Consider the following 21,085-nt stretch of genomic DNA (forward strand, 5'->3'; position numbering starts at 1 on the left):
CTATATATCGTACATTACAGTATATGCGATGTGAATCGAATTTTGTCAGTAAAAATTTGTCTAAAAAACAACAAATATACTGAAAATTTTAAATAATATCATTATAATAGATAATAGAATACATAGGAGGGGGATGTAAAGTATGAAAGTAGAAACGCTTCCAGTTATTAAAGGAGAAAATAATTTGTTGAACTATGAAGAAACATATGCGGGTTTTAACTGGGAAGAGGTGAATAAAAACTTTTCTTGGTATGAAACTGGTCGAGTAAATATGGCATATGAAGTAATTGATAAACATGCGAAATCTGATCGGAAGAATAAAGTAGCGCTTTATTATCAAGACGGATCGCGTAAAGAGAAATATACATTTAAAGAAATGAAGGAATTCTCCAATAAAGCGGGAAATGTCCTAAAAAACTATGGTGATGTCGAAAAAGGCGATCGCGTTTTTATTTTCATGCCGCGTTCACCAGAATTATATTTTGCGCTTCTTGGTGCAGTCAAATTAGGCGCAATTGTTGGGCCGTTATTTGAAGCATTTATGGAAGGAGCAGTACGTGATCGCTTAGAAGATAGTGAAGCAAAGGTGTTAATTACAACGCCTGAATTACTAGAGCGTGTACCATTAAATGATTTACCAGCATTAAAAACAGTCTTTCTTGTTGGAGAGAATGTAGAAGAAGGTGGAAAGCTTGTCGCATTTAATCCATTATTTGAACAAGCTTCTAATAAGCTGCAAATTGAATGGTTAGATCGCGAAGATGGATTAATCCTTCACTATACGTCAGGTTCTACTGGGAAACCAAAAGGTGTTTTGCATGCACAAAATGCAATGGTGCAGCACTATCAAACGGCAAAATGGGTGCTTGATTTAAAAGAAGACGATGTATACTGGTGCACAGCTGATCCAGGCTGGGTAACAGGAACAGCTTATGGCATTTTTGCACCGTGGTTAGTCGGTGGATCAAATGTCGTTTTAGGAGGACGTTTTAGCCCGGATGCATGGTACGAAGCGCTAGAGAATTATGGTGTAACAGTTTGGTACAGTGCACCAACAGCATTCCGTATGTTAATGGGAGCTGGTGAAGAAGCGATTAAGAAATACGACTTATCAGCACTTCGTCACGTATTAAGTGTTGGAGAACCGTTAAATCCAGAAGTTATTCGCTGGGGAATGAACGCATTCGGTCTTCGTATTCATGATACATGGTGGATGACAGAAACTGGAGGACAAGTAATCTGTAACTATCCTTGTATGGAAATTCGTCCAGGCTCAATGGGAAAACCAATTCCAGGTGTGAAGGCAGCGATTGTTGATAACGAAGGAAATGAAGTGCCGCCGTATACAATGGGGAACTTAGCAATTGCTAAAGGATGGCCATCCATGATGCGTGCTGTTTGGAACAACCCACAAAAATATGAATCTTACTTTATGCCAGGGGATTGGTATGTATCAGGTGATTCGGCTTATATGGATGAAGATGGTTACTTCTGGTTCCAAGGGCGTATTGATGATGTCATTATGACATCTGGTGAGCGCGTTGGTCCTTTTGAAGTAGAAAGTAAATTAATCGAACACCCTGCAGTAGCAGAAGCTGGTGTAATCGGTATTCCAGATCCAGTGCGCGGTGAAATTATTAAAGCATTTATCGCACTGCGTGCAGGATATGAAGCATCAGATGAATTAAAAGAAGAGATTCGTCAATTTGTGAAAAAAGGCTTAGCAGCTCATGCAGCGCCAAGACAAATTGAATTCCGAGATAAATTACCGAAAACGAGAAGTGGTAAAATTATGCGCCGCGTGTTAAAAGCGTGGGAGCTGAATTTACCAACAGGTGACTTATCAACGATGGAAGATTAAGAAGGAAAGGTCTGAACGTATTATTTCGTTCAGACCTTTTGTTTGTTTTATCATAAGTGGCAAACTTATATATACGTGTTGAAGGGGATGCTATTATGAAAACAGAAAAAGAAAAGATGATCCAAGGTGAAATGTACATACCTGCTGATTCAGTGTTAGTACAAGAGAGGGAGCAGGCTCGTATATTAACAAGAAAATTAAATGAAACGCCAGAAGTAAAATTAGAAGAACGTAGTGTAATTGTAAAAGAACTATTCGGGGCGACAGGGGATAATATTCATATTGAATCTTCCTTTAAGTGTGATTATGGTTATAACATCCATGTTGGAGAAAACTTTTACGCGAATTTTGATTGCGTCATTTTAGACGTATGTCCTGTAACAGTCGGTGAGAACTGTATGTTAGCTCCAGGTGTTCATATTTATACTGCAACACATCCCATTGATCCAATTGAACGCATTAGTGGCAAAGAATTTGGTAAACCAGTAACAATTGGGAATAACGTTTGGATTGGCGGGAGAGCCATAATTAATCCAGGGGTTACAATTGGAGATAATGCGGTGATTGCTTCTGGTGCAGTTGTAACGAAGGATGTTCCAAGTAATGTAGTAGTGGGTGGGAATCCAGCGAAGGTAATTAAAAAATAAAATAAATCCTTTTGAACCATTTGCCTCTGTCGGTTGTATAAGTTTATGACATGATAGATTAGGAGGCGACTTACATGCAAATTGGATTTATTGTTTCAGGCGCTGTAGTAGTTATTATAATGATTGTTATTTTTGGAATTCTGATACCTTTTGACAGAAAATATATCGTTCGAACAAACGGATATAAAATTGATTTTACAAAAACCAAAATATATTTTCGCTGGAATGTATTTGATACCATTTCAGTCTGTCTTGCAGTGTATGCGTGCATATGCGTACAAGTATTGAATATTTTAGTCTCGATTGGATTTACGGTTCAAAATCCATATGTCCAGTTTTTTACGAATCAATCACAAGTATGGACACTTGTAGCAAGTATATATTTAATTTCCCGCATTTCATTAACGCTAAAAGGAATAAAGGAGATCAAAAAACATGGCGCAGATTGGGATTGAGGAAGAGCTCATGCTTGCGTATCAAAGTGGAGATAAGCAGGCTGGGGAAAAACTATACGTTTTGATCAAACCAGCGCTATATACATTTTTGTATCGATTTAACCGTGATGAGCAATTGAGTATAGACCTCGTTCAAGATACGTTTTTAATGTTAGAGCGTAAGAAACATATGTATGAGATTGAAAAGGGGAAGATTAAGACATATTTGTTCCAAATCGGTTATCGGCTTATGATTAATAAATTGAATCGAAGAAAAAAATGGCGTTCTCTTTTGCCGTTTTTAGTGCCGATACAGGAGAAGGAATTTTCTCAAGAAGATAGGCTCACGGTAAGAGAGGCAATCTTGAAAGTTCCTGAAGAGCAGAGAGCCGTCCTTATTCTTTCTTATTATCATGATATGCCGCAAAAGGAAATTGCGGAGGTTTTAGGGATTCCTGTAGGAACAGTGAAATCGAGACTTCATAATGGTATAAAGAAATTGAAACAATTGCTGGAGGTGGATGAAATTGAGCGAAAATCCTTTTAAGAATGAATATAAAATAAAGCAACATTTAGATAGCGACCATGTAGAAATACCGGATTTTCCGAAAACGGTAAGTCGTTTTGATAGAATGCTTGGATTCCTTGCCTCTCCAGCAAAAGATCCTGTGGAAGCAACGATTGGAAATGATTTATCAATTGTTTTTCATATCTCACTATTAGTCGGTGTTCCAATGCTCTCCCTTATTACAATATTCATTGCGACTTTGTAAGGGGGTGGTAAGAAAAGAATTCCCACCTCTATTTGACACGCCTATACAAATAATGATATAAAGAAAAGTATATGAATAATTGAGCGTGGAAAGGGAGAAGTAGTGATCATTTCCCTGTTTTAGAGAGCTGATGGTCGGTGGAAATCAGCACATAGATGATCGCGAATTACGCCCCTAGAGCATCTTTTTTCGATTGAATTGTATTCAAAAGGGAAAAGACGGTGCTAAGCCGTTATGTAAATAAGGTGGTAGGCTTTTTTTGCCTGCAACTAGGGTGGTAACGCGATGATCAAAATCGTCCCTTATTTGAAGGGGCGATTTTTTTATGTTTTCAACATTCACGCCAGATTTAACTTAAAGGAGAGTATGTAGGATATGGGTATTTTACAAGATCTTGAATTTCGCGGACTAATTAATCAGCAAACAGATGCTGAAGGTTTAGAGCAGTTATTAGAAAAAGAAAGCGTTAAATTATACTGTGGTTTCGACCCAACAGCGGATAGCTTACACATCGGTCATATGTTACCAGTATTAATGTTACGTCGTTTCCAATTAGCTGGTCACCAACCAATCGCACTTGTTGGCGGTGGTACGGGTATGATCGGTGACCCAAGTGGTAAAAAAGCAGAGCGTACATTAAATACGAAAGATACAGTTGCTTACTACACGGAAAGTATTAAAAATCAGCTTTCAAACTTCTTAGAATTTGAAAATGTGGACAACCCAGCAACAATGGCTAACAACTATGACTGGCTTGGTAACTTAGATGTCATCACATTCTTACGCGATATCGGTAAAAACTTCGGCTTAAATTATATGTTAGCAAAAGATACAGTAGCATCTCGTTTAGAGACTGGTATTTCATTTACTGAGTTTAGTTACATGATTTTACAATCATACGACTTCTTAAACTTATACCAACAACATAATTGCCGTCTGCAAATTGGTGGTAGTGACCAATGGGGTAACATTACAGCTGGTCTTGAATTAATCCGTAAATCAGAAGAAGACGCGAAAGCATTCGGTTTAACAATTCCGCTTGTTACAAAATCTGACGGTACGAAGTTTGGTAAAACAGAAGGCGGCGCAATTTGGTTAGATCCAGAGAAAACAACGCCTTACGAGTTCTACCAATTCTGGATCAACACAGATGACCGCGATGTTGTAAAATACTTAAAATACTTCACATTCTTATCTCATGAAGAAATTCTTGAGCTTGAGAAGCAAGTAGCTGAAGCGCCAGAAAAACGTGCAGCGCAAAAAGCATTAGGATCTGAAATGACAAAACTTGTTCATGGCGAAGAAGCATTAGAACAAGCAATTAAAATTTCAGCTGCATTATTCAGCGGTTCTGTAGCAGAACTTACTGCAAGCGAAATCGAGCAAGGATTTAAAGACGTACCATCTGTAGAACGTACTGCAGAAGATACAGTATTAATCGACTTACTTGTAGAAAGCAAAATTTCACCATCAAAACGTCAAGCGCGTGAAGATGTAACAAATGGTGCAATTTATGTAAATGGTGAGCGTACACAAGCACTAGATTATGTTGTAACAGAAAACGACCGCATTGAAGGTAAATTTACAATTATCCGCCGCGGTAAAAAGAAATATTTCTTAATTCGTTACTAATCAATAGAGAATGATTAAAGAGCTTTGAGGAGATGGATTCCTCAAAGCTCTTTTGTTTTAATCTTCTTTTCATGTTCATACGGAAATCACATGTAAGCGTTATGATGAATGTATATAATCAATTGGACGAAAGGAGTGGTAAAATACAATGTCACTAGAAGCGCTCATCATCTTTTCTTTGCTAAATGCGGGTCAGCTTGCGGAGAATACACAAGGTGAGATACATAAAAGTGCGAAAGATGCTTATGTGTATGTGGAGAAACAAGAAGATAATAAGTAAGTTTATTTTATATATAAGAGTGAATTCAAAAAAGAGGATGAAGATAGCTGCTCGCTACCTTTATCCTCTTTTTAAACAAGTACCATAAGAACGAAAAAAGCCAATCCAAAAGGATTGGCTTTTTGTCATTAACGAGAGTAGAACTCTACGATTAATGCTTCGTTGATTTCAGCTGGTAACTCAGCGCGCTCAGCGTGACGAGTGTAAGTAGCTTCTAATTTGTCAGCATCGAAAGTTAAGTATTCTGGTACGAAGTTGTTAACTTCGATCGCTTCTTTAACAACAACAAGGCTGTTAGATTTTTCGCGAACGCTGATAGTTTGACCAGGTTTTACACGGTAAGATGGGATGTCTACGCGAGCTCCATCAACCATGATGTGACCGTGGTTTACTAATTGGCGAGCTGCACGACGAGTGCGAGCTAAGCCCATACGGTAAACTAAGTTGTCAAGACGAGCTTCAAGAAGGATCATGAAGTTTTCGCCGTGCTTACCAGGCATTTTACCTGCTTGGTCAAATGTGCGACGGAATTGACGCTCAGTCATGCCGTACATGTGACGAAGTTTTTGTTTCTCTTGTAATTGTAAACCGTATTCTGAAAGTTTCTTACGTTGGTTAGGACCGTGAGGACCTGGTGCGTAAGGGCGTTTTTCTAATTCTTTTCCTGTGCCGCTTAGAGAGATTCCAAGACGACGAGACAGTTTCCAAGCTGGACCTGTATAACGAGCCATAGTTGACTCCTCCTTTAAAATGTTTTTATTTTCGTAAAATAAAAACAGACGTAATCGATATTTACGGGTATTTTGTTTTCATGTACCTTCGCTCCAGCAGCAGGGAGTTACGAGATACACCTCCGTAGAGGAACAAAATACAAACGATAAACTCACATTACAAGGCTGCCTTTTTATTTTACACAAACGCTATTATATCTTTTGAATGGAATTTCGTCAAGTGAGTTTCCCTTTTGTTTTATGCATGTAAAGTTTGGAAATTGCAAGAAGGAATTCATAGCGGTATGAAAGAAAGGATAGCAACAGATAGAAAACGCTTACATAAAATAGAAACATAAGGGGGATGTTTGTATGAAAAAGAAACAGATAGAAACAGCACTGATTCATCACGGGTATGATTCTAAGATGCATAAAGGGAGTTTAACGCCACCGCTATTTCAAACGTCAACTTATACATTTGAAACAGCGCAGCAAGGAGAAGCAAGTTTCGCTGGACAGGATCCATCTTACATTTATTCCAGAATTGGAAATCCGACTGTGGAATTGTTTGAGGAGCGTATGGCTGTTTTAGAAGGAGGAGAATCGGCGTTAGCGTTCGGTTCTGGAATGGCCGCAATTTCGGCAACGCTTCTCGCATTTTTACGTGCTGGAGATCATATTATTTGTTCAAACGGTTTGTATGGATGTACGTATGGTTTTTTAGAAGTGTTAGAAGAGAAGTTTATGATCACACATTCATTATGTGATATGGAAACTGAAGAAGAGATTCAGGCAAGTATACGCCCGAATACAAAGTTGATATTTGTTGAAACGCCCATTAATCCAACAATGAAACTTATTGATTTAGAAAAGGTTATAAAAGTTGCAAAACAAAATGGACTGCTTGTCGTTGTTGATAATACATTTTGTTCACCTTATTTACAAACGCCTCTTACACTTGGATGTGATGTTGTTCTTCATAGTGCAACCAAATATATTGGTGGACATGGAGATGTTGTTGCGGGTGTGACGGTTTGCAAAACGAAGGAGCTAGCTGAACAAATTCGACCGATTCGAAAAGATATTGGCGGAATTATGGCGCCTTTTGATGCATGGCTCTTGCTCCGCGGTTTAAAGACGTTAGCTGTACGAATGGATCGGCACTGTGAGAATGCAGAAAAAGTGGTCGAGTTTTTGAAAAATCACGAAAGTATTGAAGCGGTATGGTATCCAGAAGGGGAACTCGCATCTCGCCAAATGAAGCGCGGGGGCGGTGTGATTTCATTTACGATTAAAGGCGGAAAAGAAGAAGCACAAGCATTTATGAATGAGTTGAACTTTATTACGATTGCAGTAAGTCTTGGTGATACAGAAACATTAGTGCAGCATCCGGCAACGATGACACATGCTGTGATTCCAGCAGAAGTGCGCCATGAAATGGATATTTTCGATAATTTAATACGCCTATCTATTGGATTAGAAGCATGGGAGGATATTACTCTAGATTTGGCGGATGCACTGCAGAAGCTATCGGATACATTTTCTCACGTGAACGGAGAATAGAAATGAGCCACCGATTTATGAGATCGGTGGCTCTTATCTTTTACATATGTTTGAGGAGCGTTTCCACAAATTTTTCTAAGTAGTGTTGATCTACTTCATCGAAGCGATTTTTTTCAGGACTATCGATATCTAACACACCGATGACGTTACCTTCTTTTATAATTGGTACAACAATCTCAGAATTAGAGGCGCTATCACAAGCGATATGACCTGGGAATTGATGAACATCTGCAACAAGCTGAGTTGTTTTTGTTTCAGCTGCCACGCCGCAAACACCGCGTCCAAAAGGAATGCGAACGCATGCAGGCATTCCTTGAAATGGCCCTAGTACAAGCTCGCTGCCTTCTGTTACATAAAAGCCAACCCAATTAATGCGCTCTAAAAATTGGTTTAGTAGTGCAGAAGCATTTGCTAAATTAGCGATTACATTTGGTTCACCAGTTAACAATGCATCAAGCTGTTTAATTACTGTTTCATATTGCTGTTCACGTGATCCTGCATAACTTTCTTTTGTAAACATGGAAACGTCACCCTTTCTATCGAGAAATGTAAAATTATAGCAAAATACGCTGTATTTCATATGACTTTGTCGATAGAAAATTAAAGGAATTTGTCTTAAAAGTCAAGAAATTTAGATTATAGCTGTTCAGAGTGAGAGGAAGTGAGCGCATGAAGCAGACGAAACAAAAAGTAATTGATGCGGCAATTTCGTTGTTTTATACGAAAGGATACGATGGGACATCGGTGCGAGATATTGCAAAGCGAGCGGATGTGAATGTAGCTAATATTTCATATTATTTTGCTGGGAAGCAAGGTTTATTAGAACAGCTTATAACAGATTTCTTAGAAGGATATATTGGGGTAATTGAGAGGTCATTTGAACAAAGAGACTATTTGTCAGCTAAAGAAGTGATGAATCAAATCGTACGAGGGATTTTACGTTATCAGTTTGATCATAGGGAACTTACGCGATTCTTTTATAGAGAACTATCTCTTGATACAACGTTAATTCGGGAAGTGATGACTGTTTATTTTTCTAAAGAAAGATATTATATAGAGCAAATTATTAAGCAGGGACAAATGCGACAGGAGTTCCAAAAGGTTTCTTTTACAATGTTTATGACGCAGTTAAAAGGTATGATAAATATGCCTTATTTATATCCGCAGTATATATCGGAGGTGCTGCATTCGTTTCCATCAGAAACATTCTTTTTGGAAATGTATACGAAAGAAATAGAGCAGTGGCTAGATCAAATATTATGTGCAACGAATACGTATTATCCTCTGCCGCGAGCAGTTCATATGTAAAATCCCCCCGCCATATTTATAGGTGGGGGATTTTATAGTTTGTTACGAAGTAGTTTTTTGTTGTACACGCCCTTGTTTTCTTTGCCATAAGTTGTTGCATAGTAAAGCGATAATTGTAATGATCGCGCCGATTACTTCAATTTTTTCAACTTGATATCCGCGGAAAATAGATCCTATCAGTGCAAGAACAGGTACTAAATTCATAAATAATATGCCGTTAATAGGTGAAATAAGGCGATTGCCCATGTTCCAGCAAAAGACGGCGATGACCCCAGCAATGATGGACATATACAATAGTTCGAAACGTACTGTAAAAATCGTATGGAGTGTAGGTACAGAAACGACTTTCATATATGTTAATACAGTAACAGTAAGAATTAACGAAATAGATCCGAATAAACATGTGAGTGTTGTATAGCGAAGCGGTGACCAAGTTGGGAAATGAGAGGCACCATTTGTGTAAATAACCCAGCAAATAACCCCAGAGAGCATGAATATATTTGTGGAGAGATGACTGGCTGTTCCAAATAATAGATGAATATTGCCTTTTGAAATAACGAGTAATACGCCGATAAGTGCACAAAACATACAAAGAAATGTATAGTTTTGAGGTTTTTTATTTTGTAAGCCCCATTGCAATAGTAAGGCAAGCAGTGGCATAAGAGATTGAATCATAGCCGCGTGAATGGCGCCTGAAGGCCCTGCTAATTGTTGTCCGTAAAAAACAAGAAATCCGTATCCAGCAAAACCGACTGTTCCATAAAATAACAAATAGAAACTTTGTTGTTCTAAGCGAAACGCACGTTTCCCTTCAATTATGAAGAGAAGAACGATAAAAATAATAGCTGCTGATCCGTAACGAAAAGTAGTGAAAAAGAATGGATCTATAAATTGTAGAGCGCTGGCCATAACGGGAAACATAAAGCCCCAAGCTGTTACAGCGAGTAAGCATAAGAGAGAGCCAAATAGTATTTGTTTTTTATCCAAGAGTATCTTTCTCCTTTTTATTTCGATATAGTAAGTTCATAAAAATAAGCATGAAATGAGTATATCGCTCCCTTTCTACGTACAGGAAATAGTGATTTGTTATAGCGGTTATAATTTTTTGTTAGAGGTGTATATGAGATGGATTTTGAAGCAGTGCAATCGTTTATTGAGGTGAAGCAGACAAGAAGTTTATCAAAAGCAAGTAAGCATCTGCATATTTCACAGCCAGCCCTTAGTAAACAAATTCAAAGGTTAGAGACGGATTTAGGAGTCAAGTTATTAACGCGGTCTTCAAAAGGGGTAGCGTTAACAGCGGCTGGGGAACTATTTATAAAACGGATAGAGCCAATTAGAGAGCAAATGAATGATTTGAGAAGGGAACTTCAGGAGTATCGAGAAAAGAAGAAGGTTTCAATTGGTGTATTGCCTAGTTTAGCTGCTTATTACATAGCAAACTGTAGAACTGCATTAGAGACATACGAAGTAGAATGGCAAATTGAACATACGAAAGTATTAATGGAATTATTCAAGGAGCGCAAACTTGATGCGATGTTAGTCGATTCGGAAGTGGCAGGAGCCAAGTTTGTTAAAGAAGTGAAGAGGGAAAATATTGTTTGTGTTGTTTCGAATGAACACGCTTATAAGGATGAACGTACGATTCAAATAGAAAGATTACAGCATGAAAAGCTGATTATTTATCCGGAAATTTGTGATATTAGAAAGATGATTATGACAACGTTTAAAGGAATGGGCGTTAAGCCCACAATCGCAGTAGAAACATCATACGCTGAACCAATGCTTGCGATGGTTAGAGCGGGTCTTGGCGTTACGTTATTGCCAGAAATTGCAGTGGAGCAGGCAGTGAAAGATGGAATTAGTGTGATACATGTAGAGCCAGCGTTAACGAGAACGATTTATTTTATATCACATAAGGAAGAGTTGTTTTTTTCATTTTAACGGAGAAGCTCTCCTCCTCTAAATGAAGTGCTTCAATAAAGACATTACAGTAAATGTGTGGAAGCGAAGATGCAGAAACTTTTGTGGAGAAATATTATAACCACAACAAAAGAAACATGAAATTTTAAAAAAAATTAGGTCAAAAACACATCATTACATGGTATGATTAGTACATTGTTAGTTGTTAAATATAGGGGATTTCCCTTTTTATACATAATGCCTTCCATTTCATATAACGGAACGGACAAAAAAAGAGAGATAATAGGAGGCTATTTTGCATGGATTCTATCCTGACGATCGTTATCATCTTAGTAAGCTCTATTTTAGTGCTGCTCATGATAGAGCTTGTGATAAGAAATCGTTTATATAAAGATATTGAAGCACTTGAGCAGTGGAAACAAGAAATAAAAGATAAACCTGTTGCGGATGAATTGAAACGGGTTAAAGATTTAAATATGACTGGCCAAACAGAAGAGCTGTTTGGAAAGTGGCGTGAAGAATGGGATGAAATTGTTACAAATCTTCTACCAAAAGCTGATAAAACATTAGAAAGCGCCCAAAAATCAGCCTCACAATTTTCCTTCCGAAAAGCAAAACGTTTGATGAGTGACTCCATTCGTGATTTAGATGAAGCGGATAACCGCATTACAGAAATGTTAAATGAGTTGCAACAATTGCTAGAGAGCTATGAGAAAAATAGTTCGGAAATTGAAGGTTTACGTGATACATATCGTAGTATGAAAAAGAGCGTGCTGGCTCATCGCCATATGTTTGGACAATCTGAACAGAAAATCGAAGAGTTACTTGATATCGAACAAGCGAAATTTCAAGAATTTGACGAGGCGACAGCAAACGGTGATTACTTAAAAGCGCGTGAGATTGTAAAAAGCTTAGAAGATGGATTAGCGAATTTAGAACTTATCATTCATGAAATTCCTGATTTATTAGTGGAGTGTCAAGCGACATTACCAGTACAATTAGATGATTTATTACAAGGTCATGATGATATGAAAAGACAAGGATATGTATTAAATCATTTAGAAATCCCTAAAGAAGTACGAGAGATGAATAAACAACTACAAACATGTCTGATTGATTTAGAAGAGCTTCATATAGCAGAAGTAAGCGAGAAAATCGAAGGATTAAAAAAGCGTCTAGATACGTTGTATGATCAATTAGAACAAGAAGTACATGCGAAGCATTATGTAGAGAAAAAGTCAGTTAGTGTTTATGAAGATTTAGAGGAAATTCATGAGAAAGCAATTGAGACAAAATCCGAAACGCATTTTGTGAAACAAAGCTATCAATTGCAAGATAAAGATATTGAGTCACAAAAATTGATTGAAAAACAAATGCATATTTTAATGAAACGCTTTGAAGTATTGCAATTACGTGTTGCGGAGCAAGATATTGCTTTCTCTGTTATTCGTGAAGAACTAGAAGAGATTTATGAGCAATGTGAAACGCTAAAAGTACTTCATGTAGAATATAAAGAGATGTTGCAAACGATGCGTAAGGAAGAGTTTGAAGCGCGTGAAACATTACAAGAAATGCGTCATATGATTATAGAAGCAAAACGCTTTATGCAAAAGTCTAACTTACCAGGTCTTCCAGGAAGCATTATGGAAGATTTACAAAGAGGACAAGAGGCAATGCACAGTGTCTATGAGCAATTAGAATTGAAACCACTAAATATGAACGTTGTAAACAGCATGTTAGAAGAAGCGTATACAATCGTAAACGGTGTATCTGAAAAGACGCAGGAGCTAATTGGACAAGCGTACTTAGTAGAAAAGCTAATTCAATACGGTAATCGCTACCGCAGTCATGATGGTGACTTGGCACAGAGCTTAGAAAATGCAGAGAGATTGTTCCGTGAATATGAATATGATGCAGCTTTAGAACAAGCAGCTTCTGTTTTGGAACAACTTGAACCTGGTGTTGTACAAAAGATTGCTGAATTTGTTGATAATGAACAAACCCCTTGATAAAAAAGGGGTTTGTTTTTTTGTGCTAGATTTGTGTAAATTCTTAGATGATGTTGCTATAATGAATAGCGGAATATAGCAGTGTTTTTCGTTTCAAAATATAAAAGAATACTTTTGTACGAAAAAAATAGAACCTTTGAGTATGTTTAGCGTAATTGCATGCATTTGTGATATGATTATATGATGTGACAGCGCTGAAAGGGGAAGAACGATGATCTATTTTGATAATAGTGCGACGACGAAACCATATCCAGAAGTCCTTCAATCTTACGTAACGGTTGCAGGGAAATATTTTGGAAACCCTTCTTCCATTCATTCGCTCGGGGGAGAAGCGGAGCATTTATTAACACAATCAAGAACGATTGCAGCGCAGCTTCTTCATGTTAAGCCTTCTGAGATTATATTTACATCAGGTGGGACGGAAGGAAATAACCTTGCGATTAAAGGAATAGCGATGAAGAATCGTTCTCGCGGCAAGCATATTATTACAACAAATATTGAACACGCGTCTGTGTTTGAAGCATATAAACAACTAGAAGGGCTTGGATTTGATGTAACTTATTTACCAGTAAACGAACACGGTATTGTATCTGTAGAACAAGTAAAACAAGCACTTCGTGACGATACAATTCTTGTTTCTATGATCCATGTGAATAATGAAACCGGAGCAATCCAACCTATTTCTGAAGTGGGAAAATTACTAGAGAATTATCCGAAGGTAAGGTTTCATGTAGACCATGTACAGGGGATTGGAAAAGTACCGCTTGATCTATACGCTTCTCATATTGATCTTTGTTCGATATCTGGACATAAATTTCATAGCGTCAAAGGAACAGGGCTCTTATATGTACGTGATGGCGTAAGGTTAGATCCGATTTTATCAGGTGGTCAGCAGGAGCTTCGTTATCGTTCTGGTACAGAGAATCTACCTGGTATTGTTGCGATGGTGAAGGCACTACGTATGACAATGGAACATATGAAAGAGAAGCGTGACCACTTGCAAAAGTTACAAGCAGAACTTGTACGTTTCTTTGAAGGGATGGAAGACGTAACGATTAATACGTCGCTTCCATATGCAGCACCACATATTTTAAATGTGTCATTCGTTGGTTTAAAACCAGAAGTAGTCGTTCATGCTCTAGAAGAACGTGACGTATATGTATCAACAAAATCAGCTTGTTCTTCCAAAGCGAATGAAGTAAGTCGTGTGTTAGTATCAATGGGTGTGCCGCATGCTGCTGCAGCAAGTGCGATTCGCATTAGTTTAGCACCTGAGAATACGATGGAAGAAGTTATGCAATTTGAAGGAATTATGAAAGAAACATTGCCAAAATTATACGAAGTGATGAGGTAAAGGAATATGATGAAATATGAATATATTTTAGTTCGTTACGGTGAAATGACGACAAAAGGGAAAAACCGTTCTAAGTTTGTAAGCACGTTAAAAGATAACGTTAAATTTAAATTAAAGAAATTCCCAAATATTAAAATTGATGCGACACATGACCGTATGTACATCCAGTTAAATGGGGAAGATCATGAAGCGATTGCAGAGAGACTGCAAGATGTATTTGGTATTCATAAGTTTAACTTAGCGATGAAAGTACCATCAGAATTAGAAGAAATTAAAAAAGGTGCGCTTGATGCTTTCTTACAAGTAAAAGGCGACGTAAAAACATTTAAAATTACAGTGCACCGTTCATATAAACATTTCCCAATGCGAACGATGGAATTACTTCCGGAGATTGGTGGCTATATTTTAGAAAATACAGAAGATATTACAGTAGATGTTCATAATCCAGATGTGAATGTTCGTGTAGAAATTCGTAGTGGTTATAGCTATATTATGTGTGATGAGCGCATGGGAGCTGGTGGATTACCAGTTGGTGTTGGCGGAAAAGTAATGGTGCTTCTTTCTGGTGGAATCGATAGCCCGGTAGCTGCCTTCTTAACAATGAAACGCGGCGTATCAGTGGAGGCAGTGCATTTCCATAGTCCACCATTCACAAGTGAGCGTGCGAAGCAAAAAGTAATTGATTTAGCACAAGAGTTAACGAAATACTGTAAACGTTTGACACTTCACCTTGTTCCATTTACAGAAGTGCAAAAAACAATTAATAAAGAAATTCCATCTAGTTATTCTATGACAGTAATGCGCCGTATGATGATGCGTATTACAGAGCGCATTGCAGAAGAGCGTAATGCACTTGCAATCACAACGGGTGAAAGTCTTGGACAAGTTGCGAGCCAAACGTTAGATAGTATGCATACAATTAATGAAGTGACAAACTATCCGGTTATTCGTCCGCTTATTACGATGGACAAACTAGAAATTATTAAAATCGCAAATGAAATTGGAACATATGATATTTCAATTCGTCCGTATGAAGACTGCTGTACAGTATTCACACCAGCAAGCCCAGCGACAAAACCGAAGCGTGAAAAAGCAAATCGATTTGAAGCGAAATATGACTTTACGCCATTGATTGAAGAGGCTGTTGCTAATACAGAGAAGATTGTATTACAAACAGTAGAAGTGGCTGAAGAAGAAAAATTTGAAGATCTTTTCTAAAATTATTTGTGCAAAATGAAGGATAAAGTGAAACTGTAATGAGCAGAGGCATCCTCCGCTCATTATGAGCCCTCACCAATCGGATTTTTTGAATAACTTTTAAAACCATAAATTACCATCTCTAGATATGTATGAAGTCATATGGTTTATCACACTCTATACTCACAAGGAGGTGATACCATATGGCAAGCACAAACAAATTAGCAGTGTCTGGTGCTCAAGCAGCATTAGATCAAATGAAATACGAAATCGCTCAAGAGTTTGGTGTTCAACTTGGAGCTGATTCAACATCTCGCGCTAACGGATCTGTTGGTGGCGAAATTACAAAACGTCTAGTTTCACTAGCTGAGCAACAATTAGGCGGTTTCCATAAATAATCCCATATACGATGGCTGAGAAGGAGCGGGTTTTCCCGCTCCTTCTTTTTGTCGAAAGGCCATTAAAAAATTTGTCAAAAGAAGTAGGTTTAAAATTTACTGAAAATTCTTTATTATAGAGGGGAGGTATAAAGATAGAGGAGGATGAGATGATGAATAGAGAAGAATTGTTAGCGCCGCCGTCTTATAACTTAGTTGCAGAGATTGAGAAATATACAAATGACAAAGAGAAACTTGCTTTAATTTGGCAAGATGATAAAGGAAATAGACGTGAGGTTACATATCTTGAATTAATAAAAGGAGCGAATAAAATTGGAAACGCTTTTATAAAGAGTGGTTTGCAAAAAGGGGACAAGCTTCTCATTATGATGCCGCGCTTAATTGAAGCGTATATGACATATATTGCGGCCATTAAAGCGGGATTTGTAGTCATCCCAAGTTCAGAAATGCTTCGCAAAAAAGATATTGAATATCGCATTCAGCACGGAGAAGTAAAGGCAATTGTCAGCTATGGACCGTATATCGAGCAGTTTGAAGATGTGGAGATGATGGAGTCTCTTCAAAAATTTGTGCTGAGCGAGCAGTCGGTAGACGGATGGATGAATTTAAAAGACGCGTTAGAAACAGAAAGCGATGAATTAGCAATCGCAAAGACAGACCGAGAAGATATGGTCTTTTTATCCTATACATCTGGGACAACGGGAAATCCGAAGGGTGTGGTTCATACACATGCTTGGGGTTACGCACATTTGCGTACAAGCGCTCCGAATTGGCTTGGAATAGAAGAGAATGATGTTGTATGGGCAACGGCTAGTCCAGGTTGGCAAAAATGGATTTGGAGCCCGTTTTTAGCAACGCTAGGATCAGGAGCAACAGGATTTGTATATCACGGTAAATTCGAGCCGAAAACATATTTACAGTTATTAGATGATAATAAAGTAAATGTTCTTTGTTGCACGCCGACAGAGTATCGCTTAATGGCAAAAGTAGAGAACTTGCAGCAGTATCATTTAGAAGCGTTACATAGTGCGGTATCAGCAGGGGAACCGCTGAACCGAGAGGTAATTGAGACATTCCAAAATCATTTTAATGTGACAGTTAGAGATGGCTATGGCCAAACAGAAAACACATTACTTGTTGGCGTAATGAAAGGCATGGAGATTAGACCAGGGTCTATGGGGAAACCAACGCCAGGTAATCATGTAGATATTGTAAATCAAGAAGGAAAACCTGTATCCGTAGGCGAAGTAGGGGATATTGCCGTTCACATTGAAACACCAGCACTATTTAAGCAATATTATAAAGATGACGAGCGCACAGCAATGCAATTCCGTGGCGATTATTATATTACAGGTGATAAGGCAAAGAAAGATGAAGATGGATATTTCTGGTTTGAGGGACGCGGGGATGATATTATTATTAGCTCTGGCTACACAATTGGACCATTTGAAGTCGAGGATGCACTTGTGAAACATCCTTATGTAAGAGAATGTGCAGTAGTAGCGAGTCCAGATGAAATTCGCGGAAGTGTCGTAAAAGCATTTATCGTTTTAAGAGATAACGTACAAGAGAAAGAAGACACATTGATTCCTTTACTTCAAGAACATGTTAAAGAATTAACAGCACCTTATAAATATCCTCGTAAGATTGAATTTGTAGACGAATTACCAAAAACGATTTCCGGTAAAATTCGCCGTGTTGAACTTAGAACACAAGAGATGGAGATTCCGTCGAAATAATTTTGGAAATGAAGTAGTAAAGAGTTGAATGAAATATAAAACATATGATACTATAAAACAGAACATAAGTTCTATTCTAAAAACTAAAAAAAGAGGTGTCCGTATGATTTTAGGTATTAATCCATACTTAGTTTTAGATGGTAGTGGGCAAGAAGCTGTACAGTTTTATAAAGAGGCATTAGATGCAAAAGTTGAAGTGATTCAAACTTTTGGTGAGATGCCTGAAAATCCAGAATACCCTATTCCAGATGAAGCAAAAGAACGTGTTTTACATGCTCATTTAAAAGTTGGTAATACGGAACTTATGATTTCTGATACATTCCCAGGTCAAGGGCATACGATTGGATCTCAAGTAACGATAGCGGTTAAAGTAAGCACAGTAGAAAAAGCGAGAGAAGTATTTGAGAAATTGCAAGATGGCGGTGAGGTAATCATGCCACTTCAAGAAACGTTCTGGAGCCCAGCATACGGACAAGTAAAAGATAAATTTAATATTGAGTGGCAAGTTACAACGTCTACTACTGAACAAAAGTAATTTGTAGAAAAGCACCATTTTTAATCGAAATGGTGCTTTTTTTATACGTTCTAATCTCGTAGACTAAAAGAAAAAGGGGATGAGATTATGGGAGAAATTTGGCATAGCGGAGCCATTTATACAATGAGAGAAGAAAATGAAAAAGTGGAAGCTGTTTATGTTGAAAATGGAATTATCGTTGATCACGGGAATAAAGAAGAGTTAGAAACACGATATTCAGAGGTGAAGTTGTACGATTTAAAGGGGAAAACAATCATTCCAGGTCTCGTTGATAGCCATATGCATCTTATTGGGCATGGAGAGAGGTTGCTCTGTTTAGATTTATCAAACTGTGCATCTTATAGCGAAGTGCTTACTCTTGTTAAGAAGCGAGTAGAGGAAGCGCCAAAAGGATCTTGGATTATCGGAGAAGGTTGGAATGAAAATCGTTTTATAGATACGAAAGATGTTCATGTAAAAGATTTAGATGCTATTTCGAAAGAACATCCAATTTTATTAAAACGCGTTTGTCGTCACGTTACATGGGTGAATTCATACATATTGCAAGAAGCTAACATAACAGAAGCGACGCAAGACCCAAAAGGCGGGAAAATTGGTCGGGACTCATTAAATAAGTTAACAGGGCTTTTATATGAACAAGGACAAGAGTTAATTAAGCATGTTCAGCCTGAAATTGATGAATCGTATTTACAAAGAGCGTTGCAAACAGCCATTCAAGATTGTTGGCAGTATGGTTTAGTAGGTGGACATACAGAGGATTTAAATTATTACGGTGGTTTTGAAAAAACGTATCATGCATTTTCTCATGTGATAAAAGATGCGCCATTCAAAGCACATTTACTTGTGCATCATGAAGTAGCGGATGAACGAAGTGCATATAAGAATGAGCATTATATTGAATTTGGGGCGATGAAGATTTTTTCTGACGGTTCTTTTGGCGGAAGGACAGCTTTATTAAGTGAACCGTATGAAGATGCGAAGGATACAAATGGAGTGGCCATTTTTTCACGCGAAGAGCTTGCTGGATTAGTGAAGAAAGCTCGTGATTTACATATGCCAGTTGCGATTCATACAATTGGTGACCTGTCTCTTGAATATGTAATTGATGCGCTCGAATTATATCCACCAGCAGAAGGGTTACGCGATCGTATTATTCATTGTCAGCTTGCTCGTGAAGAATTAATTGAAAGAATGAAGAGCCTGCAAGCGATTATTGATATTCAGCCCGTCTTTGTTTCATCGGATTTTCCATCAGTTATTGAAAAACTAGGGGAACATCGTCTTCGTTATGCGTATGCTTGGAACACATTACTTCATGCAGGATTGCATTGTTCAGGTGGATCTGATGCTCCGATTGAACAAGTAAACCCGTTTTTAGGTATATATAGCGCCGTTACACGTAGAAGTTTTATTGATGGGATAAGCTATATGCCAGAAGAAAGAGTAACGGTATATGAAGCAGTCTCTTTATTTACAACAGGGAGTGCCTATGCGATTGGAAAAGAAGCGAAGCGGGGACAAATTGCGAGGGGATATGAAGCAGATTTCACTATATTAGACCGTGACATATTTGAAATTGAAGCAGAGGAAATAAAAAATATACAAGTCGAGATGACCATCATTGACGGGCAAGTTGTCTATCAAAAATAATAGTAGCGGTTCGCCATGGTATATGAACTTTGGCAGATAAATCATCAAAAAAAAGAGTGCCGAGGAATCTCGCGGCACTCTTTTTTTCTTATAAAAACGTTCTCTGTACTTTTTCCCAGAACGAGTTGTTTTTAAGTTTTACTGTTTTAATTTGTTTATCGCTTAAGCGTACAACTGCTTTTTCAACTTGCTTAATGCTAAGCGCTTCGTTATCCATACCGATAACAGGGTAATCATTACCATCTGGAGCAAGTTTTAATGTTAACGTACGCTCATGGTTTAAAATAAACGGTGATCCAAGTGTACGGTATGTGTTGTTGTTTAAAGAAGCGAGTTCGCTTATTTGGAAGCATGGGATGAGTGGATCGACAACTGCACCATGCAATGATTTATTATAAGCTGTACTTCCTGTTGGGGTAGAAATAACTAAGCCGTCCCCTCTAAATGTTTCGAAATATAAATCATCCACATGCACATCGACTACAAATGTTTTAATAATGCTAGAGCGTAAAGAAAACTCATTTAAACAATAGAAAGATGTGTTATGGTCAACATCTATTTGAATTGTTGGATATTTTCGCACTTCAATTTCATTTTGTGTAATTTCTTGAAGGGCTGTATCGACATGGTCAATATGGAAATCACAGTAGAAAGAAATTTCATCTTTCGTAGAAATACCTGCATATAAGCAATCTTCTCTAAAGCCTGTTTTGCGAACGGCTTGTAGGAAGGTTCCATCATCTCCGACACTGACGATAGCGTTTGCATTTTTTGGATGATCTAATATGGTAAAACCATTCTCCTCTAAAATACGATAGATAGGCTTCATTTTTTCGACAAGTGTTGCTTTGTCATCACCATAAAAGAAAAATAAATTACGACGATCTGCCATTCTGTATCCCTCCATTGCAGTAAAATTTAGCGTTGTGAGCCATTAGAAAAAATCTGATAGTATGCTCAAATAGTATATTTCGATATAAAATGTCAAAATCCCTCTTTATTTTTAGAAAAATTTTTATATTCAATTTTATCATTGCTTGTTTAATCCTGTTTGAACCTGTCGATAATGAAT

Annotated in this window: 21 protein-coding genes and 1 other annotated feature; of the genes, 17 read left to right on the plus strand and 4 right to left on the minus strand. The window is 37.7% G+C overall.

Going from position 1 to position 21,085, the window contains the following annotated elements; translation table 11 throughout:
• Positions 1 to 142: 142 nt before the first annotated feature.
• The 7 genes from acsA (at position 143) to CN373_RS23285 (ending at position 5,627) form a co-directional block, all read left to right on the plus strand.
• Positions 143 to 1,861 carry an acetate--CoA ligase gene (acsA, locus tag CN373_RS23255; RefSeq protein WP_000862037.1) on the plus strand — a complete coding sequence of 573 codons (1,719 nt, stop codon included), beginning with the start codon at positions 143 to 145 and terminating at the stop codon, positions 1,859 to 1,861.
• Positions 1,862 to 1,956: 95 nt separating this feature from the next.
• Positions 1,957 to 2,508, plus strand: coding sequence for a maltose acetyltransferase domain-containing protein (locus CN373_RS23260; RefSeq protein WP_000845600.1), 552 nt, complete (start codon positions 1,957 to 1,959; stop codon positions 2,506 to 2,508).
• A 74-nt stretch (positions 2,509 to 2,582) separates the two neighbouring features.
• Positions 2,583 to 2,963 (plus strand): hypothetical protein, encoded by a 381-nt coding sequence (locus tag CN373_RS23265; protein WP_001165455.1) that lies wholly within the window; start codon positions 2,583 to 2,585, stop codon positions 2,961 to 2,963.
• Positions 2,944 to 3,489, plus strand: a complete 546-nt coding sequence (locus CN373_RS23270; protein WP_000057182.1) for an RNA polymerase sigma factor — start codon at positions 2,944 to 2,946, stop codon at positions 3,487 to 3,489. Before CN373_RS23265 ends, CN373_RS23270 begins: the two co-directional genes overlap by 20 nt.
• Entirely contained in the window at positions 3,470 to 3,715 is a 246-nt protein-coding gene (locus CN373_RS23275; protein ID WP_001293772.1) for a hypothetical protein, read from the plus strand. The genes CN373_RS23270 and CN373_RS23275 overlap by 20 nt, the downstream gene beginning before the upstream one ends.
• A gap of 77 nt (positions 3,716 to 3,792) precedes the next feature.
• Positions 3,793 to 4,021, plus strand: a binding site (T-box leader).
• A gap of 69 nt (positions 4,022 to 4,090) precedes the next feature.
• Positions 4,091 to 5,347, plus strand: a complete 1,257-nt coding sequence (gene tyrS / locus CN373_RS23280; protein WP_097905702.1) for a tyrosine--tRNA ligase — start codon at positions 4,091 to 4,093, stop codon at positions 5,345 to 5,347.
• Between the two features lie 148 nt (positions 5,348 to 5,495).
• On the plus strand, positions 5,496 to 5,627 hold the full coding sequence (locus CN373_RS23285; RefSeq protein WP_000050946.1) for a hypothetical protein: 132 nt from the start codon (positions 5,496 to 5,498) through the stop codon (positions 5,625 to 5,627).
• 128 nt (positions 5,628 to 5,755) lie between these two features.
• On the opposite strand, the gene rpsD is transcribed toward CN373_RS23285, so the two are convergent.
• Entirely contained in the window at positions 5,756 to 6,358 is a 603-nt protein-coding gene (rpsD, locus tag CN373_RS23290; protein WP_000135315.1) for a 30S ribosomal protein S4, read from the minus strand.
• 351 nt (positions 6,359 to 6,709) lie between these two features.
• On the opposite strand from rpsD, the gene megL reads away from it, so the two are divergent.
• The gene (gene megL, locus CN373_RS23300) at positions 6,710 to 7,900 is read left to right on the plus strand and encodes a methionine gamma-lyase (RefSeq protein ID WP_098360274.1); all 1,191 of its coding nucleotides are present in this window, start codon (positions 6,710 to 6,712) and stop codon (positions 7,898 to 7,900) included.
• Between the two features lie 40 nt (positions 7,901 to 7,940).
• Here the strand turns inward: megL and CN373_RS23305 are convergent, their stop codons facing one another.
• Positions 7,941 to 8,420, minus strand: a complete 480-nt coding sequence (locus tag CN373_RS23305; RefSeq protein ID WP_000494325.1) for a GAF domain-containing protein — start codon at positions 8,418 to 8,420, stop codon at positions 7,941 to 7,943.
• Between the two features lie 149 nt (positions 8,421 to 8,569).
• Here CN373_RS23305 and refZ point away from each other — a divergent pair, with 149 nt between their 5' ends.
• A complete protein-coding gene (refZ, locus tag CN373_RS23310; RefSeq protein WP_000814944.1) occupies positions 8,570 to 9,208 on the plus strand; it encodes a forespore capture DNA-binding protein RefZ in 639 nt (212 codons plus the stop codon).
• Between the two features lie 42 nt (positions 9,209 to 9,250).
• On the opposite strand, the gene CN373_RS23315 is transcribed toward refZ, so the two are convergent.
• Positions 9,251 to 10,195: a DMT family transporter gene (locus CN373_RS23315; protein WP_098360275.1), complete on the minus strand. Its 945-nt coding sequence runs from the start codon at positions 10,193 to 10,195 to the stop codon at positions 9,251 to 9,253.
• Positions 10,196 to 10,333: 138 nt separating this feature from the next.
• On the opposite strand from CN373_RS23315, the gene CN373_RS23320 reads away from it, so the two are divergent.
• The 8 genes from CN373_RS23320 to CN373_RS23355 all read left to right on the plus strand — a co-directional run bounded on the left by CN373_RS23320 (position 10,334) and on the right by CN373_RS23355 (position 20,013).
• On the plus strand, positions 10,334 to 11,152 hold the full coding sequence (locus CN373_RS23320) for a LysR family transcriptional regulator (RefSeq protein ID WP_000344988.1): 819 nt from the start codon (positions 10,334 to 10,336) through the stop codon (positions 11,150 to 11,152).
• A gap of 278 nt (positions 11,153 to 11,430) precedes the next feature.
• A complete protein-coding gene (gene ezrA / locus CN373_RS23325; RefSeq protein ID WP_098360276.1) occupies positions 11,431 to 13,140 on the plus strand; it encodes a septation ring formation regulator EzrA in 1,710 nt (569 codons plus the stop codon).
• 211 nt (positions 13,141 to 13,351) lie between these two features.
• Complete coding sequence (locus CN373_RS23330) at positions 13,352 to 14,494, plus strand: cysteine desulfurase family protein (RefSeq protein ID WP_000638994.1); 1,143 nt, start codon at positions 13,352 to 13,354, stop codon at positions 14,492 to 14,494.
• Positions 14,495 to 14,500: 6 nt separating this feature from the next.
• The gene (gene thiI, locus CN373_RS23335) at positions 14,501 to 15,712 is read left to right on the plus strand and encodes a tRNA uracil 4-sulfurtransferase ThiI (protein ID WP_000978812.1); all 1,212 of its coding nucleotides are present in this window, start codon (positions 14,501 to 14,503) and stop codon (positions 15,710 to 15,712) included.
• 182 nt (positions 15,713 to 15,894) lie between these two features.
• The gene (locus CN373_RS23340) at positions 15,895 to 16,089 is read left to right on the plus strand and encodes a small, acid-soluble spore protein, alpha/beta type (protein ID WP_000168892.1); all 195 of its coding nucleotides are present in this window, start codon (positions 15,895 to 15,897) and stop codon (positions 16,087 to 16,089) included.
• Positions 16,090 to 16,241: 152 nt separating this feature from the next.
• Positions 16,242 to 17,828 (plus strand): acyl-CoA synthetase MbcS, encoded by a 1,587-nt coding sequence (gene mbcS / locus CN373_RS23345; RefSeq protein WP_001078300.1) that lies wholly within the window; start codon positions 16,242 to 16,244, stop codon positions 17,826 to 17,828.
• A 103-nt stretch (positions 17,829 to 17,931) separates the two neighbouring features.
• Positions 17,932 to 18,363 carry a VOC family protein gene (locus CN373_RS23350; RefSeq protein WP_000600345.1) on the plus strand — a complete coding sequence of 144 codons (432 nt, stop codon included), beginning with the start codon at positions 17,932 to 17,934 and terminating at the stop codon, positions 18,361 to 18,363.
• 87 nt (positions 18,364 to 18,450) lie between these two features.
• Positions 18,451 to 20,013, plus strand: coding sequence for an amidohydrolase (locus tag CN373_RS23355; protein ID WP_000503952.1), 1,563 nt, complete (start codon positions 18,451 to 18,453; stop codon positions 20,011 to 20,013).
• An 88-nt stretch (positions 20,014 to 20,101) separates the two neighbouring features.
• Here the strand turns inward: CN373_RS23355 and CN373_RS23360 are convergent, their stop codons facing one another.
• Positions 20,102 to 20,905, minus strand: coding sequence for an NAD kinase (locus CN373_RS23360; RefSeq protein WP_000785188.1), 804 nt, complete (start codon positions 20,903 to 20,905; stop codon positions 20,102 to 20,104).
• Positions 20,906 to 21,085: the final 180 nt, after the last annotated feature.

This window comes from Bacillus cereus, from assembly GCF_002561295.1.
GTDB classification, from domain to species: domain Bacteria; phylum Bacillota; class Bacilli; order Bacillales; family Bacillaceae_G; genus Bacillus_A; species Bacillus_A cereus_S.